21 protein-coding genes are annotated in these 21,648 nt (G+C 56.6%); 7 read left to right on the forward strand and 14 right to left on the reverse strand.

Translation table 11 applies throughout. The features are described 5' to 3' along the window. Window positions 1-149: 149 nt before the first annotated feature. From B5E84_RS07350 to B5E84_RS07365, 4 genes are all read right to left on the reverse strand, one after another. Complete coding sequence (locus B5E84_RS07350) at window positions 150-1,049, reverse strand: LysR family transcriptional regulator (protein WP_162612822.1); 900 nt, start codon at window positions 1,047-1,049, stop codon at window positions 150-152. A 195-nt stretch (window positions 1,050-1,244) separates the two neighbouring features. Further along, window positions 1,245-2,129 (reverse strand): alpha/beta hydrolase, encoded by an 885-nt coding sequence (locus B5E84_RS07355; protein ID WP_162612823.1) that lies wholly within the window; start codon window positions 2,127-2,129, stop codon window positions 1,245-1,247. A gap of 34 nt (window positions 2,130-2,163) precedes the next feature. Beyond that, a complete protein-coding gene (locus B5E84_RS07360) occupies window positions 2,164-3,474 on the reverse strand; it encodes a 2-hydroxycarboxylate transporter family protein (RefSeq protein WP_087221306.1) in 1,311 nt (436 codons plus the stop codon). A gap of 152 nt (window positions 3,475-3,626) precedes the next feature. Beyond that, window positions 3,627-4,520, reverse strand: coding sequence for a LysR family transcriptional regulator (locus tag B5E84_RS07365; RefSeq protein ID WP_087221309.1), 894 nt, complete (start codon window positions 4,518-4,520; stop codon window positions 3,627-3,629). A gap of 110 nt (window positions 4,521-4,630) precedes the next feature. Here B5E84_RS07365 and B5E84_RS07370 point away from each other — a divergent pair, with 110 nt between their 5' ends. The 6 genes from B5E84_RS07370 (at window position 4,631) to mutM (ending at window position 9,191) form a co-directional block, all read left to right on the forward strand. Beyond that, the gene (locus B5E84_RS07370) at window positions 4,631-5,197 is read left to right on the forward strand and encodes a chromate transporter (RefSeq protein WP_087221312.1); all 567 of its coding nucleotides are present in this window, start codon (window positions 4,631-4,633) and stop codon (window positions 5,195-5,197) included. Continuing rightward, a complete protein-coding gene (locus B5E84_RS07375; RefSeq protein WP_087221315.1) occupies window positions 5,194-5,757 on the forward strand; it encodes a chromate transporter in 564 nt (187 codons plus the stop codon). Before B5E84_RS07370 ends, B5E84_RS07375 begins: the two co-directional genes overlap by 4 nt. 207 nt (window positions 5,758-5,964) lie before the next feature. Continuing rightward, window positions 5,965-6,414, forward strand: a complete 450-nt coding sequence (locus tag B5E84_RS07380) for a MarR family winged helix-turn-helix transcriptional regulator (protein ID WP_087221318.1) — start codon at window positions 5,965-5,967, stop codon at window positions 6,412-6,414. 60 nt (window positions 6,415-6,474) lie between these two features. Then, complete coding sequence (locus tag B5E84_RS07385) at window positions 6,475-7,398, forward strand: DUF1848 domain-containing protein (protein ID WP_087221321.1); 924 nt, start codon at window positions 6,475-6,477, stop codon at window positions 7,396-7,398. Next, window positions 7,391-8,281, forward strand: coding sequence for a radical SAM mobile pair protein B (locus B5E84_RS07390; RefSeq protein ID WP_087221323.1), 891 nt, complete (start codon window positions 7,391-7,393; stop codon window positions 8,279-8,281). The genes B5E84_RS07385 and B5E84_RS07390 overlap by 8 nt, the downstream gene beginning before the upstream one ends. 82 nt (window positions 8,282-8,363) lie before the next feature. After that, on the forward strand, window positions 8,364-9,191 hold the full coding sequence (mutM, locus tag B5E84_RS07395; RefSeq protein ID WP_087221326.1) for a bifunctional DNA-formamidopyrimidine glycosylase/DNA-(apurinic or apyrimidinic site) lyase: 828 nt from the start codon (window positions 8,364-8,366) through the stop codon (window positions 9,189-9,191). A gap of 130 nt (window positions 9,192-9,321) precedes the next feature. Here mutM and B5E84_RS07400 read toward each other — a convergent pair whose 3' ends face one another. The 10 genes from B5E84_RS07400 to B5E84_RS07445 form a co-directional block, all read right to left on the reverse strand. Continuing rightward, window positions 9,322-10,497 (reverse strand): NAD(P)-dependent malic enzyme, encoded by a 1,176-nt coding sequence (locus B5E84_RS07400; RefSeq protein ID WP_087221329.1) that lies wholly within the window; start codon window positions 10,495-10,497, stop codon window positions 9,322-9,324. An 18-nt stretch (window positions 10,498-10,515) separates the two neighbouring features. Continuing rightward, entirely contained in the window at window positions 10,516-11,880 is a 1,365-nt protein-coding gene (gene fumC / locus B5E84_RS07405; RefSeq protein WP_087221332.1) for a class II fumarate hydratase, read from the reverse strand. Window position 11,881: 1 nt separating this feature from the next. After that, on the reverse strand, window positions 11,882-13,318 hold the full coding sequence (aspA, locus tag B5E84_RS07410; RefSeq protein WP_087221335.1) for an aspartate ammonia-lyase: 1,437 nt from the start codon (window positions 13,316-13,318) through the stop codon (window positions 11,882-11,884). A gap of 13 nt (window positions 13,319-13,331) precedes the next feature. Beyond that, window positions 13,332-14,237, reverse strand: coding sequence for a dihydroorotate dehydrogenase (locus tag B5E84_RS07415; protein WP_087221338.1), 906 nt, complete (start codon window positions 14,235-14,237; stop codon window positions 13,332-13,334). Continuing rightward, window positions 14,230-14,943 carry a dihydroorotate dehydrogenase electron transfer subunit gene (locus B5E84_RS07420; RefSeq protein ID WP_087221341.1) on the reverse strand — a complete coding sequence of 238 codons (714 nt, stop codon included), beginning with the start codon at window positions 14,941-14,943 and terminating at the stop codon, window positions 14,230-14,232. Before B5E84_RS07420 ends, B5E84_RS07415 begins: the two co-directional genes overlap by 8 nt. Window positions 14,944-14,953: 10 nt before the next feature. Beyond that, entirely contained in the window at window positions 14,954-16,402 is a 1,449-nt protein-coding gene (locus B5E84_RS07425) for a sodium:solute symporter family protein (RefSeq protein ID WP_087221344.1), read from the reverse strand. Then, window positions 16,399-16,611 (reverse strand): hypothetical protein, encoded by a 213-nt coding sequence (locus B5E84_RS07430; protein ID WP_087221347.1) that lies wholly within the window; start codon window positions 16,609-16,611, stop codon window positions 16,399-16,401. The genes B5E84_RS07425 and B5E84_RS07430 overlap by 4 nt, the downstream gene beginning before the upstream one ends. Beyond that, complete coding sequence (locus B5E84_RS07435; RefSeq protein ID WP_087221350.1) at window positions 16,601-17,887, reverse strand: dihydroorotase; 1,287 nt, start codon at window positions 17,885-17,887, stop codon at window positions 16,601-16,603. The genes B5E84_RS07430 and B5E84_RS07435 overlap by 11 nt, the downstream gene beginning before the upstream one ends. Then, complete coding sequence (locus B5E84_RS07440; RefSeq protein WP_087221352.1) at window positions 17,884-19,098, reverse strand: hydantoinase/carbamoylase family amidase; 1,215 nt, start codon at window positions 19,096-19,098, stop codon at window positions 17,884-17,886. Before B5E84_RS07440 ends, B5E84_RS07435 begins: the two co-directional genes overlap by 4 nt. A gap of 282 nt (window positions 19,099-19,380) precedes the next feature. Further along, window positions 19,381-20,559, reverse strand: coding sequence for a PucR family transcriptional regulator (locus B5E84_RS07445; RefSeq protein WP_087221355.1), 1,179 nt, complete (start codon window positions 20,557-20,559; stop codon window positions 19,381-19,383). A 231-nt stretch (window positions 20,560-20,790) separates the two neighbouring features. Here B5E84_RS07445 and B5E84_RS07450 point away from each other — a divergent pair, with 231 nt between their 5' ends. Further along, window positions 20,791-21,606, forward strand: coding sequence for a CdaR family protein (locus B5E84_RS07450; RefSeq protein WP_087221358.1), 816 nt, complete (start codon window positions 20,791-20,793; stop codon window positions 21,604-21,606). Window positions 21,607-21,648 lie beyond the last annotated feature (42 nt).

The raw sequence follows: 21,648 nt of genomic DNA on the forward strand, positions 1-21,648 counted from the left end.
ATCCGTCACCGTACTTACAAAATCTAACACTTCTTTCATAACATCCCATCCTTTTTTCTTTTAGTATACCAGAAAAAAGACGGATGTTCATAATTTGTTCATTCGTGCGTTTGTCGTGTACCACAAAACGAATCTCCTCCCAGCCAAACCTACAGGGCCGAATCCCTCATTCCTTTCCCGTCCAGAGGAAAAATGCCGTCTCCTACCATCTGTACGAATCCTTTCACATAGTCCGCGGCGCCGTCCACATCCTGGTACAGAAAATAGGTGGCTCGGCGGACTGCCTGGCCCTGTCCATCCAGCATAGGACATCTCCAGAGCTCCAGCCCTTCCACCATCTCCTCTGACAAGAAACAGATGGTGTACCCCAATCCTTCCCGGACCATCTGCCAGGCACTGTCTATAAAGGACGTGGTCATAGTGATCCGCGCAGGCCGGTCATAGTGCAGGTTCCACCACTCCTCAATCCGCTGCTGGCTGGAGGTTCCGATGTCGTAGGCGATCTGCCCCAGCTCCGGCAGCCGTTTTAAATCCACCGGTTCCCGGCAGAGCACATACCCGATTTCATCGCTCAGTTTCATCCGCTCCGCCTCCCCCTCGTACTCTCCCCGCACAAAGGCCACGTCCACCTGCCCCACCTCCACCATATGGGCCAGCTTGTTGCTTTTTACGCACACCATTTCGATCTCCACCTCGGGAAACAGCTTTCGGTACTGTTTTAACAGCACCGGCAGCTGAAACCGGCTGAACGAGTAGGAAGTGCCCACGATGAGCGTTCCCTTTTGACTGTTTTGCAGGTAGTCCAGCTTATGGCGGATCTCATCCATAAACTGCACCTGTTTCTCGGCGCACTTTGCCAGGTACTCTCCCGCCGAGGTGAAAATAACGCCGTATTTTCCCCGCATGACGATCTGCACCCCAAATTCCTGTTCCATGATCTGAATGCGCTTGGTCAACGCCGGCTGGGTGATGTAAAGGGCTGATGCCGCCTTTGTGATGTTCCGGTAGTGGTACAGCTCATGCAGAATTCTCCAGTCCGTGTCTTTCATGGCAATCCTCCTTTTCCCCATGGGGGATCTCATAGTATGGCAGGCCGCCGGCGTCTCCGGTCTCGCCCATGCCGGAGCGCTGCGGCAGCCGGTTCTTCCGCGCACGGTATCATCCGCCGAAAAGTTTTGTGCCGCGGGAGACGCAATTTCCTACAGCGGAAAAAGAGCGCCAAAGCAAGCGCCCTTTTGTATCCGCTAAGCCCGGGGATCGTCCTCCCTCCAGGTTTCTCTTAAAAATCCGAAAATCAGCCGTTCTGCCTCCTCAAAACCGGGACGTCTGCGAACCACAAACCCGTGATCCGCCCCCTTTACCTGTCTGGCAGTGACCGTAACCCCCGCTTCGATGAGACGGAAGGCGAAAAACTCCGCCTCCTCTCCCAGCACATCCACCTCCGCTGTGATAATCAGAGTGGGGGGCAGCTTGGACAGCTCCTCGTCGCTGGCATATACCGGAGATGCCGTGCTCTCCTTTCTCCGCTCGGGATCAATATACCAGTCCATATACATCCGCTGATCCTTCAGAGGCGGACGCACATCCGGACGGTCCGCGTACCGCTTTTTCCCCGGATCCTTAAACAAATCCACCGGCGGATAGTCGCAGATAATCCCTGACAGCTCAAACCCGCCGTCCCTGCCGGCCAAAATCGCCGCCCCCAGGGCCAGGTTGCCTCCGGCGCTGTGCCCGCCAGCCACAAACCGGCGGTCCAGGCGCATCTCCTCCGCGTGATCCCACAGATACCGAATGGCGTCATAGACCTCGTGGAGAGCGTAGGGGTACTTTTTCTCCGGAGCGGTGTGATAATCCACATCAAAGATCACCGCTCCCGCATTCTGGCAGAGGTTCCGGCAGAATACCACGTCCTGTTCCCTGTGCCCTTTTACAAACCCGCCTCCGTGGAGATTGATAAACACCGGATACAGCTCCCGTTCTTCCTTTGGCCAGTAAGCAAATACGTGGATGTCTCCCTCCCGGCCGGGCAGGTAAAGCTCCTCCTCCCGGCCCGCTGAAAACAGCTCCAGCATCTCCTGTCCCACGGAAAGCCCTACTGCCTGGGTGCGGACCCGTTCCAATTCATTCATATCCATCCCTCTCTCCTATTGATTCAATTACCGGTTAATACAAGATTCCAAATACCACGCTGGCGATGACCAGCACGATCGCTCCTCCGATTCGGGAGGAAATGGCGGCGTAGCTCATCAGCTCCATGCGGTTGGCAGCTCCCAGAACCACCACATCCCCGCCGCCTCCGCGGTTTGCCATACAAAGGCCTGCGGTAATAGCCGCGTCAATGGGATAAAAGCCAAATACGTAGCCTGCCAGAGCCGTGGCCAGGATGGCTCCAATTACCGTTGCCAGACAGATTATCAGGGTATCTATGTTGATCACGCTGACAAACTCCGCGAAATCTGTGAGGGCAATTCCAATGCCGGCGAATACCACTCCGGCCCAGTGCCTGGTAAACATATCCGTCACCGTCTTGATTCCCGCGCGGACGCTGAGCGGTACCGCTCCCGTCACATTTAAGATGACCAGCAGAAGAACGAACCACGCGTACTCGTGGATCTGCGCCCCGCAGATTTTAGGAAATACCGGTCCGATCAGACAGGCAGCCGCATAGATGGCACCCACCCAGAGAAAGCCGTTTCCACAGTCCTTCAGCGTAGCTTTCGGCAGTTCTGCCTTCTTATCTCCGGATATGGTTTTGGATGTATCCCGCATCAGCGTGCTCCCGTCCCCGGTAAGTTTCGGCATCTGCTTGCCAAGGCCGTTTAAGAGAGCTCCGAACACGATGCAGAGGATGTTGGCAAAGGTCAGGATGGCAATGGCTTTGGCGTAATAGCTGTCCTTTCCCATTCCGGTCACCTGCTCAAAGATCTGGCTCATGGGTACAGCCCCCGCTCCGTTTCCGCCGCCCATAATGGGAAGGACGTAGTTGCAGATCAGATCCGCCGGAGTGTACCCCATGACTACGCCGCCAATCACTCCGAAAACAGCCGCTCCCGCCACGCCGGCCAGAATGGTAGGAATGTACCGGGTGACGCTGCGCACCAGGGCCTTGCTGTCAATGATCAACAGGCTGCCTGCCATCAAAAAGCAGATAAACATAGTCTGGAAACTGATGCCGTCGTAAAAGTTGGCCACCGCGTCTACATAGGGCTGGGGGATCCAGCCTCTGTACACCATGTAGGACGGGACCATCATGGCCAGCATACTTCCGCCGCCCACCCATTTGTTGAACACGGGAATCCGGTTTCCGATTTCAAACAGCAAACCTCCCATCGCCAGCAACAGAGCGATGGTGGACAGCACGTCCGTTCCCAGAACGCCTGTGTACATCCCCAGCATTACAAATACAAACATGACCAGAAACTGAGGCACTGCCGTGCCCTGAATGTCGAATAGTTTTTTCATACCCTCTCCCATAGTTTTCCTCCTGTAAAATATGAAATCAACTGTGCTGCAAGCTGTAAACCGGTTTTTGCTTTGTTGACTCTATTTTATCAGGGGCGCTTATGGGATGTAAAATAACGAAATGGAGGCCACGTATGTAAAAATGGAATGGTAGAAATCCCCTTTTATTTCCTTTCCCCCTGCTCCTCCCCATACTCCCTGGCAATGGCCATGAAGGCCTTCATATTGGACGTCAGGTACTTGCTTTTGTGGTAGACGATGTTTAGGCCGTGCCAGATGGGGGTGTGGAGAGGAATTCTGGCGATTTCTCCCCGTTCCAGGCTGTCCCGCACCAAAAGGTAAGGGAGGATCGCCACTCCCAGCCCCTTCTCCACCCCCCGGACGATGGCCTGGCTGCTGGTGCTCTCCCAGGCTGGGGAAAACCGCAGCTGGCTCATGGCAAAGTAGGCATCCATAATGTCCCGGCCGGCGCTCCCCTTTTCCCTCATTAAAATGGGGTACTGAACCAGCTGGGCCAGCTGGACCTGCCCTTCCCTGGTCAAAGGGTGCCCCACCGGCGCGATGGCGCAGAGCTCATCATCCATAAACTGCTCCGCCACGATGCCCTCCAGCTCCGGCACATTTTCAATGAGGCCGATGTCCACCAGGTTGTCCGCCAGCTCCTGCTCCACCATCCGGGAGCTGTTCACCACCGTTTTTACCACCAGCTCCGGATACAGGTTTTTTAGGCGGACCAGCAGGGTGGGGAGAATGTGGGTGCCGATGGCGATGCTGGAGCCGATGCGCAGGGTGCCGATGGCGTCCCAGTCGCGGATGCGTTTTTCCATCTCGTCAAACATCCCGTCGATGTGAACGGCATACCGGTAAAATTCCCGGCCGCAGTCTGTGGGGGAAATGGTCCGCCCGATCCGCTCAAACAGGCAGACCCCGTAGTAATCCTCCAGTTCCCGGATGGCCAGGCTCACAGAAGGCTGGGCCAGATGGAGCTCCTTGGATGCCTTTGTCACGCTTCCGTTCTGAAATACGGCCACAAAAATCCGCATATGGCGAAGGGTCATTGTTTACCTCCTTAATATATAATGAATTTATTATATTTCTTATATAATAATACTATTTTACATATATTTCAACCGTTACTATAATGAGGCACAGAGGAGGTAAGTAACTTATGGAAAACAAAAAACAAGTGCTGATCAAGCTGTTCTTCTCCACCCTGTATCTCAGCGCCTTTACCTTTGGAGGAGGATACGTGATCGTCACCCTGATGAAGAAGAAATTCGTGGATCAGTATCACTGGATCGACGAAGATGAAATGCTGGACCTGGTGGCCATCGCCCAATCCGCTCCGGGGGCCATCGCCGTCAACGGGGCCATTGTGGTGGGATACAAGCTGGCGGGCCTTGTGGGGGCCATCACCGCCATCACCGCCACCATTCTGCCGCCCTTTGTGATCATTTCTCTCATTTCCTTTGTCTACACTGCCGTGCGGGACAACGTGATTGTCAGCCAGGTGTTGGCGGGAATGCAGGCCGGAGTGGGAGCCGTGATCGCCTCTGTGGTCTTTGAGATGGGCCGCGGCATCTACCACGGGAAAAATCCCATGTCCATTCTCATTCTCATCGGTGCCTTCATCGCCTGCACCGCCGGAGTCAGCGTGATCTACGTGGTCATTGTCTGCGGCCTCATCGGGCTGATCCGCACCTGTTTCCATAATAAGAAGGAGGCCCACTCATGATTTACTTCCAGCTGTTTCTCAGCTTTTTACAGATCGGACTGTTTAGTTTCGGAGGCGGATACGCTGCCATGCCCCTGATCCAGGAGCAGGTGACGGAGCTCCACTCCTGGCTCAGTATGTCGGAGTTTACGGACCTGATCACCATTTCCCAGATGACCCCAGGTCCCATTGCCGTCAACTCCGCCACCTTTGTGGGCATCAAGATCGCAGGCGTTCCCGGCGCCCTTCTGGCCACCTTTGGCTGCATCCTGCCCTCCTGCGTCATCGTCACCCTGATCGCGAAACTCTATTTGAAGTACCGGAATATGTCCCTGCTCCAGGGCGTGTTAAACTCCCTGCGGCCAGCGGTGGTGGCCATGATTGCCTCCGCGGGCATTTCCATCCTCATCACCGCCTTCTGGGGCAGCGAAACCGCCATCTCCCTCTCCGGGACGGACTGGATCATGGTGGCCCTCTTTGGCCTGGCGGTGGTGCTCATTCAGAAAGTACAGATGAACCCCATCCTGGTCATGACGCTCATGGGCGTGGCCAAGGCAGTGCTCTATGTGGTGGGAATCTGACCGGACGGGAACCCCAAAAAATGTGCCTCCTTGCGGAGCATTCCTATGAAACAAGAACGAAGAACGTGGAAACGGTTTCAGGCAGCCGCGCCTGTAGCCGTTTTTTTATCCCCATTGACATCCCCTTCCTTTCGTGTTATCTTATAGTCAAATATTTGACTATCCAAAATCTGTCAATTTGAAATTCCCATAACAGGAGGAAATCCCATGGAACGAGAAGACGTGCGAGAGCAGGTAAACCGGTACTGCCTGCTACGGGATCAGCAGTTCGCGGCCTACGAGCTATACGCCAGAAAACACCGGCTGACGGCCAGGGAGCTGTTTGTGCTGGACATCCTTTGGTTTGCGCCGGAGGGGTGTTTGCAGTCGGACATCTGCGCCCGGCTCTCCGCTACCAGGCAGACCATCAGCGCCATCATGAAAAAATTTATGAAACTGGGCTACGTATCCCTCACCGAATCGGAGACGGACCGGCGCAACAAGATCGTCCGTTTCACCGAGGCCGGACTGGCCTACGCGGAAACCATCATCCCCCCTGCCGCCGCGGCGGAAATCGACGCCATGGGCGAGCTTTCCGGGGAGGACATCGCCCAGCTGGTGCGGCTCACCACCCTGTTTTCCAGCGCCATGGAGCGGCGGTTGGGAGAGCTGCCTTAAGGACACACGAAAAACAAAGGAAGCTGGCCCTGTTCCAGCGCACATACAAGGAGAATCTCTATGATCATCAATACAGGAGGACGGACGGACACCGTCCAGTATTACACCGCATGGCTGTTAAACCGTTTCCGCGAGGGCTATGTCCTGACCCGCAATCCCCTCTTTCCCCACAAGATCAACCGCTACGAGCTGACGCCGGAGAAGGTGGACTGCGTGGTGTTCTGTTCCAAAAACTACAGGCCCATTCTGCCGCGGCTGGAGGAGATCACCAGCCGTTTTCCCACCTATTTCCACTATACCATCACCGCCTACGGGACGGATGTGGAGCCGGGCGTCCCTTCCACCGGCGAGAGCATGGCCACTTTAAAGGAGTTTTCCCGGCTGGTGGGGAAACAGCGGATCGCCTGGCGCTACGATCCGGTCCTTCTCACGGACACCTACACCGTCCAGCGCCATCTGGAAACCTTTGAAACCATGGCGGCGGAGCTGGCCCCTTACATCGACCGCTGCATTTTCAGCTTTGTGGAAATGTACAAACGGCTGGAAACCCATATGCCGGAGCTGATTCCCCTCACCGAACAGGACCGGGACGAGCTGGCAAAGGGGTTTGGAGCCATCGCTCAGTCCCACGGGATATTCCTTCAGACCTGCGGCACCAACGGGGACTACAGCCCTTACGGCATCCACTCCTCCGGCTGCATGACCCTGGAGATATTAGGGCAGGCAAACGGCATCCAGTTCCGCTCCCTGAAACACAAGGGAATGCGGGAGGGCTGCCACTGCATGGAAAGCCGGGACATCGGCGCCTATGACACCTGCCTGAACGGCTGCAAATACTGCTACGCGAACAAACATCCTCAGAAGGCCGCGGAGAATTTCAAGCTCCACGACCCGGACTCCCCTCTGCTGCTGGGCCACGTGGGGCCGGAGGACACCATCATTCAGGGAGCGCAGAAGTCGTTCCGGAAAGGAAATTATGTCTGAACCATTGATCAAGCAAATTCCCGTGCGGAGCATTCTGTCGAAATCCAATCTGCCGGTGTGTGAATACTCCGTCAACCCTTACGTGGGCTGCACCCACGGCTGCCGGTACTGCTACGCCTCTTTCATGAAACGGTTTACCGGCCACACCGAGCCCTGGGGAACCTTTCTGGATGTGAAGCTCTGGCCGGTGATCCGCCGCCCGGAACGGTACGCGGGAAAAGAGCTGTTTATCGGCTCCGTCACCGATCCCTATCTGCCCCAGGAGGAGCAGTACGGGCGTACCAGGGAGCTGCTGACGCAGCTAAGGGGCAGCGGCGCGAAACTGAGCATCGCCACAAAAAGCGCTCTGATCCTGCGGGATTTAGACCTGATAAAGAGCTTTCCCGACGCCCGCGTCTCCTGGTCCATCAACACCCTGGACGAAGAATTCCGCCGGGACATGGATCACGCCGCCTCCATCCAGGAGCGGCTGGCGGCCATGGAGGAATTTCACCGGGCCGGCATCCGCACTACCTGCTTTATCTCCCCCATCTTTCCCGGCATCACCGACGCGGAGGCCATTATCCGCCGGGCAAAGGAGCACTGCAACTTGATCTGGCTGGAAAACCTGAACCTGCGGGGGAGCTACAAAACCGTTATCCTGGACTATATCCGGGAGCGCCATCCGCAGCTGGTTCCCCTGTACCAGGACATTTACGGGCGGGGAAACCGGGCCTACTGGGAGGCGCTGGATACCCGGCTGCGGGCCTTCACCGCAGAGCTGGGCCTGGACTACGTCACCAACGACGACAGCATGAACCGGCCCTTTGAGGCCCCGCCGGTGGTGGTCAACTATTTCTATCATGAGCAGATCAAAAAATCCGCGAAAAAATGTACACAATAGCGCACACCCGCGCCGGAGCGCGGCTGCGGCAGCAGCCAGTTTCCTCCGCGCGGAGCCCACATCAGAAAGGGGGAAGAATCCCATGCCGGAACTGCCGGAAGTAGAAACCATGAAACGGGTGCTGGAGCCTCAGCTGACGGGGCGTACCATCCGGGACGTCACCGTAAACCGCCCGGAGGTGATCGCCCATCCCGCCACGGAGACGTTCTCTGAAATCCTCGCGGGACAGACCTTTTCCGCCATGGAGCGCCGCGGGAAATTCCTTTTGTTTCTCCTGGAAAGCGGGGACCGTATCGTCCTCCATCTGCGGATGACCGGCTGCATTCTGCTGGCGCCAAACGAATTTCCCATGGAAGCGCACACCCATGCCGTTTTTCATCTGGACGGCGGCCTGGAGCTGCGGTTTTCCGACACCCGCCGGTTTGGGCGGCTGTGGCTGATCCGGGCCGGGGAGACGGACGCATTCAGCGGGATCGCGAAACTGGGGCCGGAGCCCTTTGACTCCGTCCTTTCCGGCCCGTACCTGAAAGCCCGCTTAGGAACCAGGAAAAAAGCGGTGAAGGAATGCCTGATGGACCAGGGCGTCCTCGCCGGCATCGGAAATATCTACTCCGACGAGATCCTCTTTGCCGCCCGCATCCACCCGGCCCGGCCCGCCAGGGACTTAAGCCCCGGGGAGTGGGAACGGCTGGCGGCGGCCATCCCGGAGCGCCTCTCCTATTTTATCGAGAAAGACCGGCTTACGGCGGAGGAATATCTGGAAACCAAAGGAAAGGAGTACCGAAACGGCCCTTACCTTCAGGTTTACGGCCACGAGGGCGATCCCTGTCCCCTTTGCGGAGAACGGCTCTGCCGCCGGGTGATCGGCGGGAGAAGCAGCGTGTTTTGTCCTGGCTGTCAGAAGGAATAGGAACGACAGTTTCACCAGAGCAAACGCGTATGCGGCGGGAACCCTCTGTCATTTCCCACAGGGATTCCCGCCGCATACGCTTATGTTTCACAGCATTTTTCTATCGAAGGCCTGCGCCCTCACGCCTATTTTACTTCTGTTCCCCGGACTCCCTGTTTTCACAGGCCGCCCTGGCTACGGCGCCGGCCACCACGTCGGCCACCTTTTTATTTAAGGGAGACGGAATGATGTACTCCCGGCTCAACTCCTCCTCCGGGATCATGCCCGCGATGGCGTAGGCCGCCTGGCGTTTCATCTCCTCCGTGATCTCCTTTGCCCTCACGGAAAGGGCTCCCTTGAAGATGCCCGGAAATACCAGCACATTGTTGATCTGGTTGGGATAGTCAGAGCGCCCTGTGCCCACCACGGCTGCCCCGGCCTCCAGGGCCTCCTCCGGCATGATCTCCGGCACGGGATTGGCCATGGCAAAGACGATGCCGTCCTTCATGGAGCTTACCATCTCTCCGGTCACCAGGCCGGGACGGGACACGCCGATAAAGACGTCCGCCCCCTTCATGGCATCCTTCAGACTTCCGTGCTCTCTGTGGAGATTGCTGATGTGGGAGATCTCCTCCTGTCCCGGATTCAGCCCCTCATCTCCCTCGCAGATGATTCCGTGAATGTCGCACATGATCACGTTTCCAAAGCCCATACCAAGCAGCAGCTTTCCGATGGCGATTCCCGCCGCCCCGGCCCCGTTGATCACGATCCGCAGCTCTCCCATCTTCTTTTTGGTCACCTTTATGGCGTTTAGCAGGGCCGCGGCCACCACAATGGCGGTGCCGTGCTGGTCGTCGTGAAAGACCGGGATGTCGCACAGCTCCTTTAACCGCCGTTCGATCTCAAAGCAGCGGGGGGCGGCGATGTCCTCCAGATTAATGCCTCCAAAGCTTTTGGAAATCAGGAAAATGGTCTGCACCAGGGTGTCCACATCCTTGGAATCAATGCAGATGGGGAAGGCGTCCACTCCCGCGAACTCCTTAAAGAGCACGCATTTTCCCTCCATCACCGGCATTCCCGCCGCCGGCCCGATGTCTCCAAGCCCCAGCACTGCCGTTCCGTCGGTGATGACCGCCACCAGGTTGTTCCGCCGGGTCAGCTCAAACGACTTGCTGTAGTCCGCGGCGATCTGGCGGCAGGGCTCTGCCACACCGGGGGTATAGAGCAGGGATAAATCCTCGCTGGTCTCCACCGGTTTCCGGGATACCACCTCGATTTTTCCTCCCAATTCATAATGAAGCTCCAATGATTTCTGATTTACGTCCATGTTTGTCCTCCCTTGTTCCTAAGCCATCTGTTCCGGATGAAAGACCTGGTCGAAGGTTTCCTCATCCAGAAATCCCAGGGCCACACAGGCCTCTTTCAGGGAAATGTCCTCCTGGTACGCCTTTTTGGCGGTGACTGCCGCGCGGTCGTATCCGATGTAGGGGGCCAGCGCCGTCACTAACATCAACGAACGCCGCAGGTTCTCATCCATCTTCTTCCGGTTCGCCCGGATCCCCCTCACGCAGTGGAGCTCAAAGGACCGCATGGAATCCGCCAGCAGGCTCACAGACTGGAGGAAATTGTAGATGATCACCGGCATGAACACATTCAGCTGAAAATTTCCCTGGGAGGCCGCAAACCCTATGGCGCTGTCGTTTCCCATCACCTGCACGGCCACCATGGTCACCGACTCACACTGAGTGGGGTTTACTTTTCCCGGCATGATGGAGCTGCCCGGCTCATTTTCCGGAATGGTGATCTCTCCTAAGCCGCACCGGGGGCCGCTGGCCAGCCAGCGGACGTCGTTGGCGATTTTCATCAGATCCGCTGCCAGGGCTTTCAGCGCCCCGTGGGCAAAGACGATGGCGTCCTTGCTGGTCAGGGCGTGGAATTTATTTTCCGCCGTCCGAAACTCTGCTCCCGTGATGGCGGAAACCTCCGCTGCCGCGGCCTGGTCAAACCCTTTCGGGGCGTTTAAGCCGGTGCCCACCGCCGTCCCGCCTAAGGCCAGCTCCTCCAGGCCGGAAAGGGAGGCCAGAATCATCCCACGGCTCTTTTCCAACATCCCTCTCCACCCGCTGATTTCCTGGGAAAAGCGGATGGGAGTGGCGTCCTGGAGATGGGTGCGCCCGCTCTTTACGATTCCTTCATTGTCCTTTTCCAGCTGCCGAAACCGGTCCGTCAGGCGGTCCAGCTCCGGCAGAAGGCGCTCCCTCACCTCCAGCACCGCCGCGATGTGCATGGCGGTGGGGAAGGTGTCATTGGAGCTCTGGGACATATTGACGTGGTCGTTGGGGTGGAGCAGTTTCTTTCCCGCCAGGAGATTTCCCCGGTTGGCGATCACCTCGTTCACATTCATGTTGGACTGGGTGCCGCTGCCCGTCTGCCAGACTGCCAGCGGGAAATGGCCCTCCAGCTTTCCCTCCAGGATCTCGTCACACACCTGGGAGATGTATCCCAGCCGCTCCTCATCCAGCTTTCCCAGCCGGTTGTTGGCGATGGCCGCCGCCTTCTTTAACACGGCGAAGGCACGGATCACCTCTCTGGGGATCTTTTCCGTCCCGATCTCAAAATTTTGCAGGCTCCTCTGGGTCTGGGCGCCCCAGTAGCGGTCAGCGGGCACCCGGACCTCTCCCATGGAATCCCGTTCCGTCCTGTATTCCACCTTACAGACCTCCCATCTTCTTCATCTGCTCGATTCCGGAGATGCCCGGTTCCGTCATGGAAAACGGGTCCAGGATGGCATCCAGCTGCTCCTTGGTCAGAAGCTGGCTCTTGATCACCAGCTCTCTCACCGGCGTTCCGGAGCGGATGGCTTCCTTGGCCATATCCGCCGCCTTCTCGTAGCCCACATAGGGGCAGATGGCGGTGATGATTCCCACGCTGTTTTCCACCATGTTCCGGCAGCGCTCCTCATTTGCCGTGATCCCGGCAATGCAGTTGTCCACCAGGGTGCGCACGGAGCAGGCGATGGTCTCAATGGACTGGAACAGCTTGTAGAAGATAATGGGCTCGAAGGCGTTTAACTCCAGCTGCCCCGCTTCCGCCGCCATGGCCACCGTCATGTCGTTTCCGATCACGTGGAAGGCCACCTGGTTCACCACTTCCGGGATGACCGGATTGATCTTTCCCGGCATGATGGAGGAGCCGTTCTGTTTCGCGGGAAGGTTGATCTCTCCCAGGCCCGTTCTGGGGCCGGAGGACATAAGACGCAGGTCGTTGCACATTTTGGACAGATTTACGGCACAGGATTTGGTGATTCCGGAGCAGGCCACATATCCGTCCAGGTTCTGGGTGGCGTCGATGAGGTCGTATGCCTGCACCAGCTCCAGACCGGAAATGAGGGCAATGTTTTTCACCACCCGTCTCAGATACTGCACGTCCGCGTTGAGGCCCGTGCCGATGGCCGTCCCGCCCAGATTCAGGCTCCGCATCTCCTCTTTGGCCCGGTCAAACCGGTTGATGTCCCTGCGGATGGCGGTGGCGTAGGCGTGGAATTCCTGGCCGAGGCGGATGGGCACCGCGTCCTGAAGCTGGGTTCTGCCCATTTTGATCACGTGGTCGAACTCGCTGGCCTTTTCCATCAGCGCCTTATAGAGCCGCTCCAGCTCCGCCTGGGCCTTGTACAGCAGTTTCAGGGTCGTCAGCCTTCCGCAGGAGGGAAACACGTCGTTGGTGGACTGGCCGTAGTTTACGTGGTCGTTGGGGTTGACAATGGTATAGTCCCCCTTTTCCCCTCCCAGGATCTCAATGGCCCGGTTGGCGATGACCTCGTTGGCGTTCATGTTCAGGGACGTGCCCGCGCCTCCCTGGATCGGGTCCACGATAAACTGGTCGTGGAGATTTCCCGCGATAATCTCGTCGCAGGCCTGCACGATGGCGTCCGCCCGCTTTTTGTCCAGCTGTCCCACCTCAAAGTTGGTGATGGCCGCCGCCTTTTTGATCTGGGCGAAACTGTTGATAAATTCCGGATGGATATTTAATCCGGTGATGGAAAAGTTTTCCGCTGCCCGCAGCGTCTGCACCCCGTAATAGGCGTCCTTGGGGATTTCCTTCTCCCCGATGGAATCGTGTTCCCTGCGGTATGTAATCTCTTTCGACATGGCTGATCCCCTCCTATAAGATCCCTCTGATCTCCGAAATATTGGCAATGTGATTTTCTTCCAGATAGCGCTCCATCCCGTCAATGATGTCCATGGCAATGGCAGGATTCATAAACGATGCGGCTCCCACCTGGATGACGGTGGCCCCTGCCATGATAAACTCGATGGCGTCCTGCCAGGTGGAAATCCCGCCGATGCCCATGACGGGAATCTGCACCGCGTGGGCCACCTGGTGAACCATGCGCAGGGCGATGGGCTTGATGGCCGGGCCGGAAAGGCCGGCGTAAACATTGTCAAACACCGGTTTTCTTCTGCGGATGTCAATGGCCATGGCCAAAAATGTGTTGGTGAGGGACACGCCGTCGGCTCCCTCCTCCTCGCAGGCCCTGGCCAGCCCCACGATGTCCTCCGCGTTGGGGGAGAGTTTCACCACCAGCTTGTGGCGGCACGCCTTGCGGATCTCCCGGACCACCTGTCTGGCCATCTCCGTCTTTACGCCGAAGTTCATGCCTCCCGCCTTCACGTTGGGACAGGAGATGTTCAACTCCAAAAGATCCAGGTCGCAGCCGTTTAACAGCTCCACCGCCTCCAGATAGTCCTCCATGGAATGGCCGCCCAGGTTCACGATGTTTACCAGGTCCAGGCGGTTCATCCGGTCACAGTCGCACTCCATAAAGTGCTTCACTCCCGGATTTTCCAGGCCCACGCTGTTCATCACCCCGCTGGGAGTCTCCCAGACACGGATCCCGTCGTTTCCTCCCCTCGGATGAAGGGTCAGCCCCTTGGAGCAAAGCCCGCCCAGGCGCTGTATGTCAAAGTATTCTCCCATCTCTTTTCCGAACCCGCAGGTACCGGACGCCAGCGCCACCGGATTTTTAAAATGAACGCCTGCGTAGTCGATTTCCAGCCTTTTACTCATCCCCAAACACCTCACTTCCCAGCATTACTGGCCCGTCCTTGCAGGCCCTTTTGTTTCCGGCCGTCGTTTTGCACGTGCACACCAGGCACGCTCCGATGCCGCAGGCCATCCTGTTTTCCATGGAGACGTACAGAGGCGCCTTCGCTCCCACGGATCTGCACTTTTTATAGAGCACCTTCATCATGATCTCCGGTCCGCAGGTCATGATGACGTCGTACTGCAGGGGGTCAATGTCGTCTGTCACAAAGCCGCCTACGTTTAAGGTCACCTGATCCGCCACCTTTTCGTAGGAATCCACCAGGATGGCCTGGTCACTGAATCCCAGATAAATGTCCACCTTCGAGGCGGGATTTAATTTCTTTAAGGTTTTCGCCGTCAGGTACAGAGGGGCGATGCCCACGCCTCCCCCTACCAGGGCGATCTTTCCCTCCGCCTCCGGGAATCCGTTTCCGTGGGGGCCGTCCAGCTTGATCTCCGCTCCGGCCTTCAGCCCGGCAAATATCTCTGTGCCCTTTCCCACTACCTTATACAGGAAGGAAACACTGTGCTCATCGGCGTCAAATACGCTGATGGGCCGGGAGAGCAGGGGGTATTCCCCCCACGCCCGCAGCATATAGAACTGGCCCATGACCGCGTGATTTTCCTCCTCTACCTTCATCAGGAAAAAATCCTTTGACAATCTCTCATTTGATATAATCTTTGCCATCTTCTCCTCCTCAAGCGCGCTCGCCGTTCCCCTTGGATGTCACCAGGGAGATCAGCACCGTCAGCAGAATGTTTGTAAAGAAACCCCACATAAATCCAGGCCATCCAAGGGGCTGGACGTTTAAAATTCTCGTGGCGAACAGGATCACGATTCCCGCCGTCATACCGCAGGCCGCTCCCATCCTGGTGCACTTCTTCCAGTACAGTCCTAACAAAAAGGCGGGAGCCAGCTGCGCCAGTCCGGTGTAGGCCACGTCCTGAACGATCTGAACCAGAGTCTCCGGCGGGTTCAGGGCGATGACTCCGCACACGGCGGCGATCACCAGCACAATGGTACGGGAAAGGAGCATATTTTTCTTCTCGGAAATCATGCCCTTCTTGTTTAACAGGATCAGGTCCTGGGATACGATCTGGGAAGATACCAGCAGCATGGCGTTGATGGTGGAAATTCCCGCCGCGATGGCCGCCGCCATGACTAAGGCCGCGATAAACCACTTGGAATGAATGGTCATCATCACCGGCAGCACGTTGTCCGCCGCCCCGATCTGTTCCGGAGTCAGCAGCAGATGGCCTGCGAAACCGATAAACAGGGTGGCAAAGCCGTAGATCAGGATCTGGGATACGGGAATGCTGATGGCGGATTTTGCCAGGGCATTCTCATCCTTTGCCATCAGGGACTTCATCCACACATGGGGACAGAGCCAGATGCCGAAGGGAAGGACGATAAACTGCATGAACCAGTATTTTCCCGTGTATGTACCTTTTGGGCCGGGCCGGGAGAGCAGCTCCGGAGCCGTCTCCGCCACCTGATGAAAGAGCTCCTGGATCCCTCCCACGGGAACCAGGGCAATCCAGGCGGCCACCACGATTCCCAAAAGGAGGATGATCGCCTGCACTGCGTCTAAGAGCACGACACCGCCGGCGCCGCCGATCAGCACGTAAAGCAGGGAGAAAATCACTGACACCAGAATTGCCCACTGGTAGGAAATGGCATCTCCGCTGACAATGCTCATGGCCCTCGCGTTTCCCACGTACTGCATGGCCAGGAACACCATGGTCATGAGCACGGAAACACAGGAGGCAAACACCTTGATGTATTTGCTGTCATAGCGGTCCTGGAAATAATCTCCCAGGGACATATAGCCGTTTTTGATGGCCAGCTTGCGGATCTTATTTCCAAAGTAAACCACCATCAGGGCCACCCATACCTGGCTCAGCACAATGGCAATGTAGGAAACTCCGTGGGTGTAGTACATCCCCGGCGCGCCGAGAAAGGCAAAGGTACTCTGCATCGCGGCGATCATGGTCAGGGGAAGAAGGACGGAGCTTACGCCCCGGTTGGCCAGGAAAAAGCCCTCCGCGCTTTTCTGTTTCTTTTTCCTGCCGTTTAACACCGTGATCACCAGCATGGCGATCAGGTAGAACATAATAATTCCCAAGCTTAAGATTCCCGTATTCATTCTTCTTCCTCCTCTTTGCTGGACTCCACAAACCGCTTGCATACCCACAGCACAAATATCAGATTTACGATCATCAGCACCCACCAGTAGGCCAGCGAAAGCGGCAGCCAGCCAAACAGATAGGCCTGGGCCCCTTCCGTAAACGCAAAGGGCACTGCGCCCAGCAAATACAGGATCACGAAAATAATGCCGATTAACTTATGATTCATTCCAATCCTCCTCATCTGTATATACCACTCTGCCCCGGCTGATGGTATATTTCACTTTTCCATACAATTCCATTCCGGTAAACGGGGAGTTCTCCGATTTTGAGTGGAATGTTTCCACCTTCCACTTTTCCCTCTCGTCAAAGACCACCAGGTCCGCCCTGCCGCCCACTTTGATGGACCCGCAGTCCAGATGGTAAAGGTTCGCCGGGTTTACCGTCATCTTTTCCAACAGGTGGGGCAGGGTCATATGGCCTTTCCGGACCAGGTTGGTAACGCCAAGGGCCAGGGCCGTCTCCAGACCGATCATGCCGCTGGGCGCCTCCCCGATGGGCCTCTGTTTCTCCTCCCTGCTGTGAGGGGCGTGATCTGTGGCGATCACGTCGATAACATCCTCCTTCAGCCCCAGAATGAGGGCATACCGGTCTCCCTCCGTGCGCAGAGGCGGGTTCACCTTCGCCAGGGCCCCTCGTTCCAGCACAGCCTCCTCCGTCAGGGAGAAATGCTGAGGCGTCACCTCCGCCCACACCTTGACTCCCAGTTTCTTCATCATCCGGATCAGCTCCACGGAAACCCGGCTGCTGATATGCTGGATGTTGATCGTAGCCCCGGTCTTCCTGGCCAGAAGGCAGTCTCTGGCTATGAGCGTCTCCTCTGCCAGGCTGGAGGCTCCGGCCACCCCCACCGCCTGGGAAACCGCTCCCTCATTGACACCGGCGCTTCCCAGCAGGTTGGCGTCCTCCTCGTGGAAACTGATGGGCACCCCCAGCTCCCTCGCCTGCTTCATGGCCTCCAGCACCAGTTTCACGTCGCCGATGGGCATTCCGTCATCGGTGAAACCAATGGCTCCCGCCGCCTTCAGCGTTTCCATGTCCGTCAGTTCTTTGCCTTTAAGCCCCACCGTGACCGCTGCCGTATTGAATACCTGGACGGGAAGGCTCTCCTCCCGCCGGATCAAGTCCTCCAGCACCTCTTTGCTGTCCACCACCGGGTTGGTGTTTGCCATGCAGACCACGGTGGTGTAGCCGCCGGCCGCCGCGGCCCGGGCGCCGCTTTCAATGTCTTCCTTATAGGTGTAGCCCGGATCCCGGAAATGTACGTGGATGTCCACCAGGCCGGGAGCTACAATTTTCCCTTTGGCGTCGATCACCTTCTCGTACTCGTCGCCCTTGGGGAATTTTCCCATATCCGCGATCAGGCCGTCCTTGATGATAATGTCCAGCTTTTCGTCTGTACCGGACTTGGGGTCAATGACGCGGCCGTCTTTAATCAGAATCATACCTCTCCTCCTTTCAGATACTCGTACATCACCCTGGCTCCGTCACAGATGTGGAGAATGGAGGCGAATTCCTTCCGGTTGTGAGAAATTCCCTTCATACAGGGGATGAACACCATCCCGGTATCGCAGATCGCGGCGAAGGACATGGCGTCGTGACCGGCCCCGCTGACCATCCGGCGGCTGCTGATCCCCAGCCGTCTGGCGGCCTGTTCCAGCCCGTTCTGCACCTGAGCGCTCATGTCGATGGGGGGAATGTCGCTGAGTTTCTCCTCCAGATATTCGATTCCCCGCTTTTCACAGATCTGTTTCGCCCGCTCCCGCAGGGTTTTCTCCATACGGTCCAGGCTGGCGTTTTCAATGCCCCGGATGTCCACGCCCAGCTCCACTTCCCCGGGGATTACGTTCAGGGCGTTGGGATAGTTGTTCACCACGCCTACGGTGGCCACAGACTGGTAAGCCGCCTCCTTGTTGCCGATCCGCTCCAGCTCCAGAATGATCTCCGAGGCCGCGCACATGGCATCGTTTCTCATTCCCATGGGCGTCGCTCCGGAGTGCTCCGCCATGCCCCGCAGGTACAGCTTAAACCGTCTCGGGCCGGCGATGGTCTGGACAATGCCCACGGAGGTTCCCGACTCCTCCAGCACCTTTCCCTGCTCGATGTGCAGCTCCACATACTGGCGCACGCCGGAAATTCTCGCCGGATGGAGATTCAGGTTCCGTTTCCGGAAAATCTGTTCCAGAAGCTCTCCCTCCTTGGACGCCAGACCCCCGATGTCCTGCTTGTAAATCTCCCTGGTGATCAGGCCGCTGCCTATGGTGCAGCACCCGAAGTTGCTGGATTCCTCGCAGCGGAACGCCCCCACCCGAATGGGCAGTTTCAGTCCGTCCTCCCTCGCCCATTTTAAGATCATCAGACCCGCGATGATTCCGGCCACGCCGTCGTAGCGGCCGCCTTCAATCACGGAGTCCAGATGGGAGCCGATCAGACAGTACTCCCGGTCCGGCTGATTCATCACGTAGGTATTTCCCACCTCGTCCACTTCTACCTGGCAGTGGAGTTCCTCGCCGATCTTCGCAAACATTTCGTGCATCTGATCTTCCTGTTTCGTGTACCCCAGCCTTGTTACCCCGCCGTTTTCCGTACTGCCGATGTCATAAAAGCAGTCAAACAGCCTTTCGCAATATTGGATGTCCGCAATGCCATGTTCCATTTGCCATCTCCTCCTTTCTGCCTTCATTGTAGTGGAGAGGCCGCCTGTTTTCCATGTCTGGCCAGCCAAGGTTGCGCTCGCATACTTTGTCCAAATACACAAAAATCCGTCATATTCCCCATATTTTTTATCACAAGCGACGAAAATGACCGTGGGACGCGAACCGTCAGCGCCGCAGCGCGCACTTGTGCCGGGGGCTTTGTGTCATAGAACACGCCGTTCTCATGGCGCAAAAATGCAGCATGGGGTTATCGCCATGCTGCACCGTATTCCGGACGATTCCTATTTGTCCCGGTTCATTTTTAAGGCCAAAACGGACAGATACAGCCGGAAATTGTCATCCGGGTTTTTTAGCTCCAGCCCCGTCAGCTCCTGGACCCGGTTTAACCGGTACTTTACCGTATTTTTGTGGGTATACATCTGCTCTGCCACCCGGTCCATGCTGGCTCCGCACTCATAATAGGCGATCAGCGTGTCCAGAAGTTCCTGGTTCCGGATCCCATCCAGAATATCGGTAAACACGTTTTTCGTCTCAGAAACCAGGATCTTTTCCAGCTCACAGAAGGGTTCCAGTTTCTTATAGAAGTGAAGGTACTGATCGGCAAACAGACGGTTTCCCACGTTCATCGCCTTAAAGGAAAGGCTGTAGGTGTCCCGGATCCCCTTCAGGCCCCGCTTGACCGGCCCCACGCCGCAGGAAACCTTTTGCCCTTCGATTTTCCGCATCCGCCTGACGCGGGTTTCCTCCAGCTCCGTTTCCAGGTACTGTTCCAGCAGCCGTTCTTCCTCCCCTTCCACCAACAGCAGCAGCCCTTTCTTCAGGCGGATGATGTAGCAGCCATGGATGGCCCTGCTGTCCATCATGTACCGCTGGAGCGCCTGGCACCAAAAGTGCATGGTCTTTTTCTCCTGTTCCGTGGGAGTGTATTTTTTCCGGAAGTTGAAGATCACTGCGGCAAAATAATTTTCATCTACCGCCAGCCCGAACAGTTTCCCTCTCTCCACCATGAGGATTTCGTCCGTGTAATTTTCGTATATGATGTCCCCGATGTATTTTTCCAGGATGGAGGCGGTGTTTTCCTCCTCAAAAAGCAGGTTCATAATGTTGATCAGAAGGTCGATGTAGGGAAGGTGAAACGGAATTTCCAAAATGGGAAGGCCGCAGTGATCCGCGGTTTTCTTCACCGTCTCGGAAATTTCGTCCACATACTGGCCCGTTTTTACCGCCACGCAGCAGCAGGTATCCGCCAGATCCTCGATCAGCCGGCACTGGGCCTCCTCGCTTTTGCGCACGGAATAAAAACTGGTGATCAGAAAATCATTTCCCTTCAGCCACCGCTTGATGTCCGGCACCTCCATCACCGTCACGTGCTCTACTTTCCTCTGAAGACCTGTCTCCCCTGCGACTACGCGGATGCCCTTAAACGCCGGCAGATGGAGCAGATCGCTTACCTTCGCCATCTCCTGTTCCCCCTATTTTTTCCTAATGTACTTGGAGACCTTTATTATATTCATTTTGAAACGATTTTCAACTCTTTTTTCTTGTTTTTTCAGACAAATTTTTTCTCTGAATTTTGTCCATTTGAACAGACTTTTTTCCTCTCATTGACTTTGCCGGGAAAAAGGGATAGTATAGTGCTTTCCCAATACGGTTCTGGGTACATTCAGCTGTTTTTAAGGAGGTTATGGTTTATGAACAAGAACAACGCCAACATTTCTCTTTCCTCTTACTTTAACGACATCGTCATCCATTATTATGAGGATACGGATCTTATGGAATCCATCGGAAAAAACCTGGGAGTGGACGTGAAACAGGACTTTTTCCTGGCCCTGTCCTTCCTCTACCCGTCGGACGTGGTAGTATCCTACGAGGAAAAATGCGCACTGAAAGCGATTCTGCAGCCGTTGATTTCCTACGGCCCCATAAACCGCTCCATTGACTCTCCTCAATTTATCCTGTGCGACAAAGGCGTGGCCCTCATTCTGGCCGCCCACACCAAGGAAGAACTCTCCGCGGTCACCTCGGCCGTCTGTGAGAAAGCCCTGGAGTTTCTCGGCGAGCAGCTGCCCGGCGCCTTCATCCGCATCGGCATCGGCACCATCGAAACCAGCCTGCTCGGCATTGAGCGCACGTACCAGAACAGCCTGAAAGCGGTGAACGCCGGAGAGAAGTTTAAGAAAGAGCGGCGGGTGCTGGATTTCCTGGGAATGGAGATTTACAGCGCCATCAACGCCATGGTACTGGCCTACGGCCACACCCTCATCAGCACAATCCTGTTGCAGATGACCGAGGACGAGCAGAAAATCCTGGGAAAATACTATAAATGCAAGGAAGAAATCCCCACGGTGGCCTCCGCCCTGTCCATCAGCGAACAGGATGTGGAGGACGCTTTAAGAAAAATCAAGAAAAAAACCGGCCTGGACGTCAATGACACCGAGGACAACTTCAAGCTCCATTTCGTCATGATCGCCAAGCGGGTACTGGAAAAGGAGAAACGGCGCCGGTAAGGCCCGCAGCGCACACCCGCCACGGAGCGCGGCTGCGCTGAC

Origin of the sequence: Lachnoclostridium sp. An14, from assembly GCF_002160755.1 — a bacterium.
Classification (GTDB): Bacteria; Bacillota; Clostridia; order Lachnospirales; family Lachnospiraceae; genus Lachnoclostridium_A.